General features: G+C 53.4%; 10 protein-coding genes. 8 read left to right on the top strand and 2 right to left on the bottom strand.

Annotated elements, in window-relative coordinates; all coding sequences use genetic code 11:
• Positions 1-53: 53 nt before the first annotated feature.
• Complete coding sequence (locus M3194_RS30415; protein ID WP_251657891.1) at positions 54-395, top strand: hypothetical protein; 342 nt, start codon at positions 54-56, stop codon at positions 393-395.
• A gap of 377 nt (positions 396-772) precedes the next feature.
• On the opposite strand, the gene M3194_RS30410 is transcribed toward M3194_RS30415, so the two are convergent.
• Positions 773-2,281: a response regulator transcription factor gene (locus M3194_RS30410; RefSeq protein ID WP_251657890.1), complete on the bottom strand. Its 1,509-nt coding sequence runs from the start codon at positions 2,279-2,281 to the stop codon at positions 773-775.
• Between the two features lie 31 nt (positions 2,282-2,312).
• Positions 2,313-4,061 (bottom strand): sensor histidine kinase, encoded by a 1,749-nt coding sequence (locus M3194_RS30405; protein ID WP_311292455.1) that lies wholly within the window; start codon positions 4,059-4,061, stop codon positions 2,313-2,315.
• 176 nt (positions 4,062-4,237) lie between these two features.
• Here M3194_RS30405 and M3194_RS30400 point away from each other — a divergent pair, with 176 nt between their 5' ends.
• The 7 genes from M3194_RS30400 to M3194_RS30370 all read left to right on the top strand — a co-directional run bounded on the left by M3194_RS30400 (position 4,238) and on the right by M3194_RS30370 (position 12,259).
• The gene (locus M3194_RS30400) at positions 4,238-5,560 is read left to right on the top strand and encodes an ABC transporter substrate-binding protein (RefSeq protein ID WP_251657889.1); all 1,323 of its coding nucleotides are present in this window, start codon (positions 4,238-4,240) and stop codon (positions 5,558-5,560) included.
• A gap of 37 nt (positions 5,561-5,597) precedes the next feature.
• Positions 5,598-6,269 carry a beta-galactosidase trimerization domain-containing protein gene (locus tag M3194_RS30395; RefSeq protein WP_251657888.1) on the top strand — a complete coding sequence of 224 codons (672 nt, stop codon included), beginning with the start codon at positions 5,598-5,600 and terminating at the stop codon, positions 6,267-6,269.
• Between the two features lie 5 nt (positions 6,270-6,274).
• Entirely contained in the window at positions 6,275-6,487 is a 213-nt protein-coding gene (locus M3194_RS30390; RefSeq protein ID WP_251657887.1) for a Beta-galactosidase C-terminal domain, read from the top strand.
• 18 nt (positions 6,488-6,505) lie between these two features.
• Complete coding sequence (locus tag M3194_RS30385) at positions 6,506-7,471, top strand: ABC transporter permease (protein WP_311292454.1); 966 nt, start codon at positions 6,506-6,508, stop codon at positions 7,469-7,471.
• Positions 7,472-7,495: 24 nt separating this feature from the next.
• The gene (locus tag M3194_RS30380; protein WP_251657886.1) at positions 7,496-8,392 is read left to right on the top strand and encodes a carbohydrate ABC transporter permease; all 897 of its coding nucleotides are present in this window, start codon (positions 7,496-7,498) and stop codon (positions 8,390-8,392) included.
• Between the two features lie 115 nt (positions 8,393-8,507).
• On the top strand, positions 8,508-10,286 hold the full coding sequence (locus M3194_RS30375; protein WP_251657885.1) for a type 2 periplasmic-binding domain-containing protein: 1,779 nt from the start codon (positions 8,508-8,510) through the stop codon (positions 10,284-10,286).
• Between the two features lie 326 nt (positions 10,287-10,612).
• Positions 10,613-12,259: a glycoside hydrolase family 2 protein gene (locus M3194_RS30370; protein ID WP_311292453.1), complete on the top strand. Its 1,647-nt coding sequence runs from the start codon at positions 10,613-10,615 to the stop codon at positions 12,257-12,259.
• The last annotated feature ends 1,135 nt before the right edge of the window (positions 12,260-13,394 follow it).

Here is a 13,394-nt window from a genome sequence, read left to right as displayed (position 1 = left end):
AGGGGCGTGGTAATAGGCCATGAGTATAGTATACATTTGAAGGAGGCGGTTAGATGAAAAAACTCGTAATTAGTCATGTTCAGGTTCAGCTCAAAGATTTATTGCAGCTTGTCACATGGGCGGGAGGGATTTCGGTGCAAAACCAACCAAACGGATTTCGTTTGTATTCGACCTGTTATATTTGCAAAAGAGAGTTTGGGGTCTTCGAGATAACTCAAGTTTACGACCGAGTGAAACGAAACCGAACTGCGAGGATTGCATGTACAGGATCGAACTTGAAGCACGCCTTCAGTTCTCTTGAACAATATTATACAAACCTGTCGGGTGACAAGAACTTGATCCCATTTCCGCATTTGACACAAGAACATTATCCCATTCCCGATGGATCACCGTGAATTGAAGAAGGAATGAAACCGCTGTAACCTTCCATGGCTGGAACCCGTTTATAACTTTGCTTCCCTAAAAACCAATATTGTAAGGGATAGAGTATTCATGAAATTCATAAACGCAGATGTTTTACTAGCAATATTGAAGGAAATTATTTTCGCAGGAACTGCGCCACCCTTGGCGGGCTGCAGTGGTAAAGGATGCACTTTCGCAAGTTTGGTAATGATGAAATCCGAAACTCGAAATAGTAACGCGAAAATGAATACCAGTGCGAGGTACTCTCTTTTTAGGGTTTAAGAGAAGAGCTGAAAAATGTGTGGGCGTGCATGAGTTTGCGGTTATGAGGTATATACCCTATAAGTCTAGGCTCAACCACATAATCGCTTTAGTCCTGCTTCGTCTCGTCGTGCCCCTTCACGGTCACCTTATACTCCGTCGGGCTGCACCCTGAATATTCTTTGAACACTTTGGAGAAATAGTGCTGGTCGTAGAAGCAGAGCGCGTCCGACAGTTCCTTGATTTTGATGGTGGGATTCGATCGAATGACCTTGCGCGCCTCGGCGATTTTCAGGTCCAAATAGTACTGCATCAGAGTGGTGTTCGAATGCTTCTTCATCACTCGGCTGATATAGGAGGGACTGACGTGGAAGGCGACAGCCAGATCGTTCATCGACAACGGCGTGTAGAGATTGGACTTGAGATGGGCGTCGATCTTGCGGAACAGTTCGTAGCCGCCCTTCTTGTTCAGCGACTGCTCCTCGGTGAACCGCTGCTCAAAGAGGTCCAGCAGCCCTGCGCAGAAGTCCGTGTAGCTCGGCAGGTCATAGAGCCGCTGCACGCTGGAATGGAACTCTCCATAATTTTTTTCCAAAGACGGGAAAGCATTCACGAGGTGTTCAACAATACGGTGTAACAGCGCGATACGCAGATTCTTCTTGCCCCATTTGGCGAGCTGTTCGGAGAACTGCAAGAGAAACGGCTCCTTCTGCAGCTTGCTGATCATATCGACGTAACGGGCGGCTATCCGCTCCGCATCCTCGGCGGCGTCGGCTGAACGAGAAGTGGAGTGCGCCTCGTCCGCCAGGACAGGCTCCGCGATGGTCATCCGGCTGTCGAGCAGCTCGGACAATGCCTGGCTGCAGCCGGCAAATTCCTTCGGATTCACGGGATAGAAGCGGCCGGCGATCGACGCCGACATGCCGGCTTCCTCTAATGCTGCGCGAATGTCTTCGAGGCGTTCCATCGGACCTGCCTCGTCAAGGAAGGCCGGATCCGTCAGCGTCAGCAGCAGCCGCGGCTTCTTCGCCGCGAACACCCAGAAGGGATGAGGCGCGAATGCCCGGCCCAGCAGGTCTTGAACCTGCTCTGGTTCCCACCCGAGTACGGACGGACAGAAGTATTGCAGCTGCATCATCAGGACAAGCTTCTTGTCTCGGAAGAACTCCGTCCCTAGCATCTGCTCCGGTCCGGCTGCCGGATCGATGATGCCGCTAAGTCCCGTGAATTCCGCCTCATATTCCTCCCTGATCTGGGCAATGACCTTCTCTATGACCTCGATTAAAGCGCTGCGTTCGATCGGCTTCAGCAAGTAGTCGGACACCTGAAGATTGATCGCCTTCCGCGTATATTCGAAATCGTTGTACCCGCTGATCAGGACGGCTTTCAGCCGTGAGTTGATTTTCTTCGCTTCACCGATTAGCGCGAGCCCGTCCATCTTCGGCATACGGATGTCCGTCAGCAGGATGTCGACTTCCAGCTCGTTGAATGCCGCCAGCGCGTCCGCGCCGTTCGAGGCCGTATGTACGATCTGGACCGGCAGCCCCGACGTTGTGATCAGCTCCATCAGATTTCGCATAATCGGCTTGCTGTCTTCCGCGAGAAGAACTCGGTACATGGCCGCTCTCCTCCTTCCCTCCAGGCTAATTTTAGTAGAAATCCTTCGTCATCGACGCGATGATTTGAAGCGTGGCTCCGCCGTTCTCCTCGTTGTACATATTGAAGAACAACCGGTTCCGGTACATCAGCTGCAGCCGGCCCACGGTGTTCACGATGCCCATGCTACCGATCTTCATCGGCTGCTCAGCCGAGCTTTCGGCTTTGATTCGCTCGAGCGTCCGCTTGATATCTTCCTCGGCGAAACCTTGGCCATTGTCGCTGATCTCGATGGCCCACAGTCCGTTATAGAGCTTGATTTTTATCCGGATTCGCCACGGCGGGTCCGTCTGGTCGAAGGCATGCTCGATGCAGTTCTCCACGAACGGCTGAATGACAAGACGAGGAAGCAGAATGGATTCCGCGGCGGGGTCCATGTCGATCTCCCATTCCAGATCGTCCTCGTACTTCTGCTGGATCAGCCCCAGGTAATGCTTTGTATGCTCGATCTCATCCCGGAGCGTCACATGCTGGTAGGGCGAGCTAACGATATACCGCAGGCTTTCCGAGAGGTGCTTGCACATCTCGGTCACGACGTTCATGCGGTTTTCCTGCGCGGCGATGCTGATCAAATACAGCACGTTATGGATAAAATGCGGCGCGATCTGCGCCTGCAGCGCCGAGTTCCTCGCCATGACCTCCTCGTGAAGGGCCAGCTTCTCCCGTTCGATGGAGGACTGCAGTCGTTCGAGCAGCTCGCGGAAGGCCTCGTTGAACAGGAAGAATTCGTTGTTGAACAACCGGCTGTCCGTCTTCAGGCTCAAGTTGCTGTAGCTGATCTGCAGTACCTGCCTGCGCAGCTTGCGGATCGGAAGGACCAGACTCTTGGACGTAAAATAAATATACAGGAAGCTGAACAAGGTGAGCGAGACAAACAGGATAACCGCGATATTCCGGACGGAGTTAACCGAGCCGAGCACGGATTCGCGCGGAATGACGGTATATACGGTCCATCCGGTATGTGAAGACTTATAATAGGCAATATAGTGGCTCTGCGAATCCGTGTAAATGCCCTGCTCCTTCGCAGCGGGCCGAATATTGCCGCGATCCTTCTCGAAGTCGCCGCTGCGGGACTGAATCACCAGCCCGTCCCGGTCATCCATCACGTAGACGGAGCCAAGATTTCCCGCATCGGACAGCTTGCGCAAGTCGGTGTCGTCCATCAGAATGGACAGATAGCCGTAGACGGTGCCGTTGATGTCGATAATGGAGCGGATGAACGATACGGGCAGCCCTTCTCCGGAATGGATCAAATAAGCGCTGGTCTGAAGCCGGCGCCTCCACTCGAAGTCGGCCAGCACCGGCTTGAGGGGCGGCGGCGCTTCGTAACCGATATACGTAGCGACTTCCTCGCCCTTGAGACCGTAGATGACGATATCGCGAATGTTCTGGCTGGGCCCCACGGCTTGAAACATAATGTCGCTGAGTACCCGGTTCTGGTTCAAGGCTTCTGTGCTCTGGGACTTCTTCGTAAGTGCGCCGAACGAGAAGATCGCGCGGTTCGAGAGAATGCGCTGCGACAGCTGGTTCTGCGTATCGATATAGTCGTCGAGACGCTCGGAGATCATCGCCGTCGCCAGCAGCGTGTCTTTGATCGTTCGTTCCTTGGTCGGCTTGATGACAAGCAGGTTCGTAAAGACCAGGAAGCTGCCGAGAACCAGCGCGAGCAGCAGGCTGAAGATCACGATCAGCCTGCCGCGGAGGCTGAACTGAGGCCGTTTTCTTAAGAACGAACGGATCACCGGCAGCAATTCCTTTCTGGAAGAGTCTTGAGATTTATCACCAAATATAGCACTGACCGGCTTGTTAGGCAACCGATGGCGGTTCATAATAATACACATAAAGAGTCAACCACGAACATGTACGCTGATACTCGGCTGGCTTTATAATTCAAGTGACACTGCGGAGGGGTTTCATCGTGAGAAACCAATGGAGAAGACTGGCCGAAGGCTTGCTGTTAGGAGGAATGCTGCTGGGTTCTGCAGCATGCGCCAGCCCCGGAATACAAGAGTTGAATTCGTATGTAGTGCCGCCGGGTCAAGTGGGGGACGATCCACAAACCATCGAACTGGCGATGACCAAGAGCTCGAAGAACGCCATCTTTGTCTCCGACGCGGTGACGAGCGAATTCGAGAAGCAGACGGGAATCCGCGTCAAGCTTCAGCTGCTGCCCACCGAGCAAGTGTCTTCCGTGCTCAAGACCAAGCTGGCCGTCGGTGAGGCGCCGGACCTGATCTTGTATAACTTGAATACAGCCGCTTTCGAGCTGAACCTCGAGAATAATTTCGAGGCCCTTGACGGCGAACCTTGGGCTCCCAGGCTGGTGAGCAGGCAGCAGCTATCTTATAACGGCCGTATGTACGGCTTCCATCTCACGCAAGACGCCGGGCAGCAAGGGATCGTTTATAATAAGAAAATTTTCCGTCGCCTTGGCCTAAAAGTACCGCAGGATTTCGAGGAGCTTCTGAAGGTATGCGAGGCCATCAAATCTGCGGGCATCACGCCATTCTTTATGCCCTTCAAGGACGCATGGGCGACCGAGCTATGGACAAGCTCCGCCTTCGCCGATTATGCGAAGAAGAACGACCCGATGCTATGGTCCGATATCAATGCGGGCCGGAGAAAGTCCGCGGACATTCCGGCGTTAACCGCGATTACGCAGCAGCAGTACGACCTCTATAAGCTGGGCTATACGAACGGCAACGTTCTAAGAGATAGCTACGATATGGCGGTCGATAAATTCATTGGCGAGGAAGCGGCCATGATGACGATGGGGGACTGGTTCATCGCCGACGTCCTCCAGAAGGACCCGTCGATGGACCTCGGGCTGTTCCCGGTCCCCTATGCGAGAGGGGCGGATCTGGCGATCAGTCCGCTTGGGGGCCAGCTGTTCATCCCTAAGAAAGCGAAGCATATGGCCGAAGCGAAGCGCTTCCTCGAATTCCTGGCTTCGAAGAAAGTGGCACAGGAGATTATAGACCGTAGCAATTTTATTTCGAATCTGCGCGATGTTGCGACTCCTGAGCAGCCGGCTTATAAGCAAGAGATCTTTGATCGTTATATCAAGCCGGGGCGGACGGTGATGACGGCCGCTTCCAGCCAGACCGTAGATCCGGGAGACAAGTGGAAATATTTGCAGGAAATGTTCGCGGGCGGGATCACGGCTCATGAAGTGTGGGTCAAATGGGATAAACGCTTCGAGCAGCTGATGAAAGAGAAACAGGCGCTGGGCTTCTGGTAAACCGCATGTAGGATAGCTGTTACAAGGGGGAATAGGCATGAGAATCAGAATGGACTACTATCCCGAATGGGACGCAGATGAGATGTGGGAGGCCGATGCAGGCCGGATGAAGGAGGCTGGCGTCTTCATGGTCCGAATCGGCGAGTTCGGGAGCCAGATCCAGCCGCATATCGAAGACGGCTTTCAGTACGAGAGCATCCTGAAGTCCTACCACGGCGCGCTTGTCCTGCTGGGAGCGGGTACGGACGTGCTGCACTGGACGGAGCCTCTTGACGGCTACAAGCTGGAGGTGGCGCCGTATCTGTACCTGATGGACGAAGAAATCACCGCGAAACTGAAAGCGTTTGCGGAATCGGGAAGCACACTGATTTTGACGTGCCGCAGTGGTATCAAGAATCTTAATAATACCGTTTGGCCGATGGAGGTACCGGGACCGCTGGCCGAATGCGCGGGCCTGATCGTGAAGGATTGGGACGCGCTTTTCTCGGACACGGTGCCCGTGCAGATGAATAACGGCAAAACGTATCTCTGCTCGCAGTGGGCCGACATTATCGAGCCAGCCGGAGCCGAACCGATCGGCTGGTACTGCTCGGAGTATTATGCCGGCAGAACAGCCGTAACCGTCAACCGGGCCGGCAGCGGGTCCATCTATTACACGGCGCGAATTTCGGGCAGGACTTCCTGGCCGACCTGTTCGCCGGCATCCTGAATAATTTGAATATTCCGTGTATTCAAGGGCTGCCGGAAGGGGTGCAGGCTTCCGTTCGTCGAAGCGGCGATGCCTCTTATCTGTTCCTGACCAACTTTACGACTTCCGACCAGGCGATCGTGCTGGACCGGGCGTACGAGAGTATCCTGTACGAGGGAATCGCGACCGAACGCATTTCACTGAAGCCGTTCGGCGTCGACATTTTATCATACTGCTAGACAAGGAGAGGTTCCGAAGTGTCCAATACCATTCAAGCGCAATCCGGACCAGGCGTAGTGCCGGTCAAGAAGCGGTCGTTCGAAATCCGTAACAAATATAAGCTATTCCTGATGGCACTGCCGTTTCTGGTACTGGTCTTTATATTCTCCTATTTGCCGCTGTACGGCTGGATTTACGCTTTCTATAACTTCCGGCCGGGCATCCCGCTGGCCGTGTCCGACTTCGTCGGTCTAGAGTGGTTTAGATCGATATTCGGCAATCCGACGCAGAGGGCGGAAGTGCTGCGCGTCATGCGCAATACGATGGCTATGAGCTCGCTGAATATCTTGGCCTCCGTCCTGCCGGTCATCTTCGCCATCTTCATGAGCGAGATGCGGTCGCAGCGCTTCAAGAAGTATGTCCAAATTCTGACCACGCTGCCGAACTTCATCAGCTGGGTCTTGGTCTACTCGTTCGCCTTCATGTTGTTCTCGGTGGATAACGGGCTTGTGAACCACATTCTAATCAACCTGGGTTTCATCGACAAAGGGATCGGCTTCCTTGCTTCCGATAGCCACACATGGCTAAAGATGGCGCTGTGGGAGCTGTGGAAGGGACTCGGATGGGGAGCGATTCTGTACATCGCCGCGATCGCGGGGATCGACCAAGAGCTGTACGAAGCCGCCCGGGTGGACGGCGCAGGCAGGTTCCGCACCATCTGGAACATTACCGTACCGGGTATTATGCCAACGTATTTCGTCCTGCTGCTGCTGACGATCGCCAACTTCATCAACAACGGCCTGGAGCAGTATTTCGTCTTCCAGAATGCGATCAACAAGAGCCATATCGAGGTGCTTGACCTCTACGTTTATAACACCGGCCTGGTCGGCAACAACTTCTCGTTCGCCACCGCGGTCAGCATGCTGAAGTCGGCCATCAGCATCATCCTGCTGTTCTTCGCGAACGGAATGTCCAAATTGCTTCGCGGCGAGAGCATCATTTAATCCGGTCAGTAAGGAGAGACACGTATGCAAAAGAAACTTAACACGGGTGACGTCGCGTTCCATACCGTGAACTACATCGTCTTCGCACTCATCGCGCTGCTCTGTATTTTTCCGTTCTATTACTTGTTCATCAATACGATCAGCAACAACGACTTAAGCAGCAGGGGACTGATTACCTTCTATCCGAAGGAGATCCATTTCAGCAACTATTCGCAGGTGCTGAATCTTCCGAACTTCATGCATTCCGGATTCATATCGCTCAGCCGGACGGTCATCGGCACGGCGGTATCCGTATGCGGAGCAGCCTTCCTAGGCTTCCTCTTCACCAAACAGGAGATGTGGGGACGGAAGGTATGGTACCGGTACCTCGTCATCACGATGTACTTTAACGCTGGGATTATCCCATGGTACATGACGATGCGAACCCTGCACCTGACGGACAACTTCCTGGCGTACATTCTGCCGGCGATCGTCTCGCCGTTCTACGTCATCCTGGTCAAGACGTTCGTGGAGTCGATTCCACTGGCGCTTCAGGAATCCGCCCAGATCGATGGCGCGGGCTATTGGGTCATCTTCACCCGGATCATATTCCCGCTGATCACGCCGATTCTGGCGACGATCGCCATCTTCTCGGCCGTTTCGCAATGGAACTCGTTCACCGATACGCTGTTCCTCATGTCCAAGGAGAAGTTCTTCACGCTGCAGTACGTGCTTTACAAATATATGAACGAGGCGTCCTCGCTGGCGGCTATCGTGCGGAACTCTTCGGGGGGCCAAGGACTCGACTTGGCCAACATGCAGACGTCGACCTCGATTCGGACGACCGTGTCCATGATCGTCGTGCTGCCGATTCTGCTGGTCTACCCGTACTTTCAGCGTTTCTTCGTCAAAGGGATCATGATCGGGGCGGTGAAGGGATAACCTTCCGCCCCGGCTCCTCTGACTTTATAGAAAGGAGTGAGGCCCGCCTTAGATTTACCCTAAGCTTGTTGTTCGAAATGAGGTTTCCACACAACCAAGGGAGGTCTTGTAAAACATGGCTAAAACGCTTACAAAAGTGAAACTCGTCGCGGCCGCAACTGTTCTGATGATGGGAGTAGCGGCTTGCAGCAACGCAGAGAATGCGGGCAATGCGGATACGAATGCAGGCGGCAACGCGGCAGCAGGTGCCGGAAACGCTAACGCATCGAAAGAAACGTATCAGATCGAGGTGCTCTCGCAACTCGCGAACTTCGCCGGCACGCAGGGCGGCTGGTACGGCAAGATCCTGAAGGACAAATTCGGTCTTGAAATGAACATTACGGCTCCGAACCTCGCGGGCGGCGCAGCGAAATTCGCGACGCTCATGGCATCGGGCGACCTTGGCGACCTTGTCGTGTTCGGCAATGACGGCCAAGAGTATCGTGACGCCATCAAGGCGGGCTTGCTGCTGGATTGGACGAAGGACGGCTTGCTCGAGAAATACGGCAAAGACATTCTTGCAAACGTTCCCCAAGCGATCGAGAAGAACAAGAAGAACTTCGGCGACGGCAAAGCGGTATACGGCGTCGGACATGATGCATCAAACATGCCTTCCGGCCCTTCCGAAGGCAACACGATGACATACCAGATCGATATGCGCTGGGATCTGTACCAGAAGCTCGGCAACCCGAAGATGACGGAGATGGAAGACATCCTGCCTGTTCTGAAGAAAATGCAGGAGCTGGAGCCGAAGAGCGATTCCGGCAAACCGACTTACGGCCTCTCGCTGTGGGGCGACTGGGACGGCAACTACATGACGCTCGCGAAGCAGCCGGGAACCATCTACGGTTATGACATTTCCGACGGCTTCAACCAAGGCACGCTGCTTGAGATTTCCGCGAACGAAGAGAAATATCAAGGCATCCTAGAAGACAACAGCTACTACCTGCGTTCGTTGAAATTCTACTACGACGCCAACAAAATGGGCCTCCTGGATCCGGACTCCATGACCCAGAAGTTCGATGACGTCGTCAATAAGTACAAAGACGGCCAAGTACTATTCTCTTGGTTCCCTTGGCAGGACAGCGCTTACAACACGCCTAACCACACGGATGCGGGCAAGGGCTTCGCGATGGTCGGCATCGGCGCGCAGAAAATCTACTCCTACGGTTACTCGCCGTTCGGCAGCAACCGCGTCTGGGCGATTGGCGCCAAGGCGAAGCATCCGGAGCGGATCATGGAATTCATCAACTGGCTGTATACGCCGGAAGGCATGATGACGACGCTGAACGGACCGGAAGGCTTGACGTGGGAAATGAAGGACGGTAAAGCCGCACTGACCGATTTCGGTAAGAAAGCGCTGAGAGACACGTCGCAGCAGGTTCCTGCAGAGTTCGGCGGCGGCACGTACAAGGACGGTGCTGCGCAAATCAACAACACGACGCTGAAGACGACGACGACGAACCCGAATACGGGAGAGCCGTACGACTGGAATATGTGGTCGTCTGTGCTGAAGGATAACCCGAACCCGGTTGAGAAATCGTGGCGCGAAGCAACGGGTGCCCTGACGCCGAAAGAATTGCTGACGAAGAACAACCAAATCGCCGTCAACAATGCGGTTTCCTCGACGGAAGCACCGGCGGTTATGGACACGATGCTGTCGCAGAAGCTGAGCCAAGTCGGTGCGGTCATCAAGGAATACTCCTGGAAGATGATCTACGCCAACGACGACGCGCAATACGACCAGCTGAAGAAAGAAATGATCAAGAAGGCGAAAGGTCTCGGCTATGACGAGATCATCGACTGGACGGTCGAACAGACGAAGAAAGTATTCGAGCTGCGCAAGCAATCGTAATCAGACATGGGCTGCCGCCCGAATCGACCCGGTCGGTTCGGGAAGGCAGCTTCTTATCAATTTAGCGCGCCTAGCCGATTTAGGCACAACTTGCAGGTGAATGTCCGGTCGAGGTAGGAGCTAAGTCAAATTTTCAAAGGGAGCGCAGGCATGACACCGACGCAATACCGCGAACAGAACCGAAACGACTAACGAAGTGGAACGTTGCAATACAGGAGTGAGAGATTCAACATGCCTTGAGCGGCACGAGTGCATGGCACACGGAAGGACGGGAAACGGGAATGATCAGATTATTCGAGACACATCATATTAGGTGGGTAAACGAGTTGGACGGTTTATGGGATTTCGCACCACTTCCCGGAAACGAGGAGGGTACCGGTGAATATCCTTACAGGCTTGTCGTCCCCGGCTGCTGGGAACAGCATCCGGAGCTCGCCACGTATCGCGGGCGGGGCGTCTACAGAAGGATGATCCGGATCGATGAAGCGGTCTCCTTGCGATTGGCGTTCAAGGGCGTCAGCCATACGGCCAAAGTCTTCTTCGACGGGAAATTGATCACCGAGCATTATAATGCTTATACAGCCTTCACGGCCAAAGTGCGAGGCGTTCAGCCAGGGCTCCACGAGCTGCGTGTCGAGGCGGACAATTCGTTCGGCGAAGCGTCTTCCTTGCATGTCCCGAACGACTATTACACGTACGGCGGCCTGATCCGGCCCGTCGTGCTGGAGAAGATCGGCGACTGCTATCTAGAAGACATAAGGTTTATCCCGTCTTGCGACGAGTCCGGCTGGAGCGGAGAAATCACGGCCGCCGTGTGCAACGATTCACCTCACGCTAGGACCGTTCATCTTCGGGGGACATTAGGGCAGGAAATCTTGGATTTCGGTTCGATTACGCTGCTGCCCGGTCCCGGGAAGGTCACGACGGTAACGCGTACGTTTCGTTTCGCGGACGTTATCCCTTGGTCGGGCTCGACGCCTCGGCTATACGAGTTGCAACTGGAGCTGATGCTGCAGGGAGTGGCGGAGCCCGTGGACGATTTGGTGGAAAGGGTCGGCTTCCGGGTCGTCCACGCACGGGAGGGCGCGATTCTGCTCAACGGCGAGCCCGTCTTCCTGAAGGGGTTTAATCGTCATGAAGATCATGCCTTGGCCGGACCTTCGCTGCCACTTTCGCTCATGGTCGGCGATCTGGAACTCATGAAGGGAATGGGTGTAAACGCCGTCCGAACAAGCCATTATCCGAACGATGAGCGCTTCCTGGACCTGTGCGACGAGCAAGGATGGTTAGTCTGGGAGGAGAATCACGCCCGCGGCCTCAGCATCGAACAGATGCGTAATCCGAACTTCATTTCGCAATGCGAAGCCGTCAATAACGAAATGGTAACGCAGCATGTTAACCACCCGTCGATCATCCTTTGGGCGATTCTGAACGAGTGCGCAAGTGATATGGAGGAAGGACGCGAGCATTACCGTAGACAGCTGGATCAAATCCGCAGGCTAGACTCCAGCCGTCCGCTTACCTTCGCCTCGCATCACCGCGAGAAAGAGAAATGCTTCGATCTCGCGGACGTCGTCTCCGTGAATTTGTATCCGCAGTGGTATACGGATGATGACCCCGGCGAATTATGCGACCGAGCAAGGGCATGGGCGGACGAACTCGGCGGCAAAGGGAAGCCGATGATCATCAGCGAGTTCGGAGCGGACGGCTACTACGGCTTTCGTTCTCCGGCCCGGGTGAAGGGCTCCGAGGAACGACAGGCAGACATCCTGGAGCTTAACCTGGTCGCCTACTTGAAGCGCCCGTATTTATCGGGCTTGTTCATCTGGCAATTCTGCGATTGCAGGGTCACAGAAGCAACCGGATGGCTACTCACCCGCGCGATGACAAAAAACAGCAAAGGTGTAGTCGATGAATATCGCCGGCCTAAGCTGGTTTGCGACGTGGTGAGGAAGTATTATATCGGTCAATAACAGCGCGGCAAGTCTGAATCGCTCGCGCCGACGAAGTGGGACAGAAAGGAGCTGAAGGAGCGGTTGCTGCTTCAGCTTTTCTTTGTTGTCTATTGCACGATACGCCCGAGTGACGGTGAAGTTGTGAAAGGGCAACAGGCAGCGAATAATAGAGGAAGAGGCGATCACCGAAGTCGAACGGAAAGACAAGGGAGCGCGTCGCCGTCCACGCTCGGCCATATTCGACTTCTAAAAGCAGCCTCAGAATCCATCCTCCTATTTCCTGCTGCTTTCGGTTTACTTCTTGATGGCCAGGAACGCGTCGATTTGGCGCTGCTTCTCCTACATGATTTTATCAGCCGGCTTTCTTCATTTCATTGTTCATCTTGTTCAAAGAATATCGTCTTAAGCGCGCGTTTACGCCAATGGGTGTGGCCATGAAAGTTTATGAAAATCCATCAATCGAAATAAACATTATCTGAATACATGGATCGATATGTGTCTAGGCTTAGAATATAGTCGATACTCGATAACACACAAAAATAACCATCGCTTGTTGCGATGGTTATTTTTGTGTGAATCTGAATGAAGGTAAGGAGTTTGTTTAGTAGCCCAATGGGTAACTGTCAGACGACAACAACATTTATACAATCGAAGTCGCATATATTGCGGCTTTTTATTTTTTGATAGAAGTTCTTGTCGTGAGCTCAAGACAAGAATTTCTATACAAAGCCGTATTAGGACAAGAACTTCTATACAAGGCCGTGATCCCCAAAAACATCAGATCGAGTTATTAAAAAACTACCATGAAAGAACGAACTAACTTTAATGCTCTTTGGTGCAAATATAGATGCATGGATACGAAAGGGCAGGATAACGTAGAAATTTAATAGAAATCTAAACGCACAGATAATTCTTCTGGCGGAGGTATGAAATGAACATACCTGCTCAATTGGACGGTGCAAGGGTGATAATATATATAGAAAATGATGTGAACCGTACCATCACTAAAATGAATCCGCTGCAGCTTTTGTTGAAGTAAAGGGCAGCATTCCTATAATGAAGAAATACGAGGTTTGAGAAACAAAAAGACTCCTTGGTATGATGTATGAGGGTCCCAGATGCTCGCCAGCGACCGGATCCAAATACAAACCAA

Origin of the sequence: Paenibacillus glycanilyticus (assembly GCF_023715145.1) — a bacterium.
Lineage (GTDB): Bacteria > Bacillota > Bacilli > Paenibacillales > Paenibacillaceae > Pristimantibacillus > Pristimantibacillus glycanilyticus_A.
This window is presented reverse-complemented; position numbering and strand designations above follow the sequence as displayed.

Coding starts and splice junctions, on each gene's coding strand:
- M3194_RS30415 (WP_251657891.1), top strand. CDS start 54: ATGAAAAAACTCGTAATTAGTCATGTTCAGGTTCAGCTCAAAGATTTA.
- M3194_RS30410 (WP_251657890.1), bottom strand. CDS start 2,281: ATGTACCGAGTTCTTCTCGCGGAAGACAGCAAGCCGATTATGCGAAAT.
- M3194_RS30395 (WP_251657888.1), top strand. CDS start 5,598: ATGAGAATCAGAATGGACTACTATCCCGAATGGGACGCAGATGAGATG.
- M3194_RS30380 (WP_251657886.1), top strand. CDS start 7,496: ATGCAAAAGAAACTTAACACGGGTGACGTCGCGTTCCATACCGTGAAC.
- M3194_RS30375 (WP_251657885.1), top strand. CDS start 8,508: ATGGCTAAAACGCTTACAAAAGTGAAACTCGTCGCGGCCGCAACTGTT.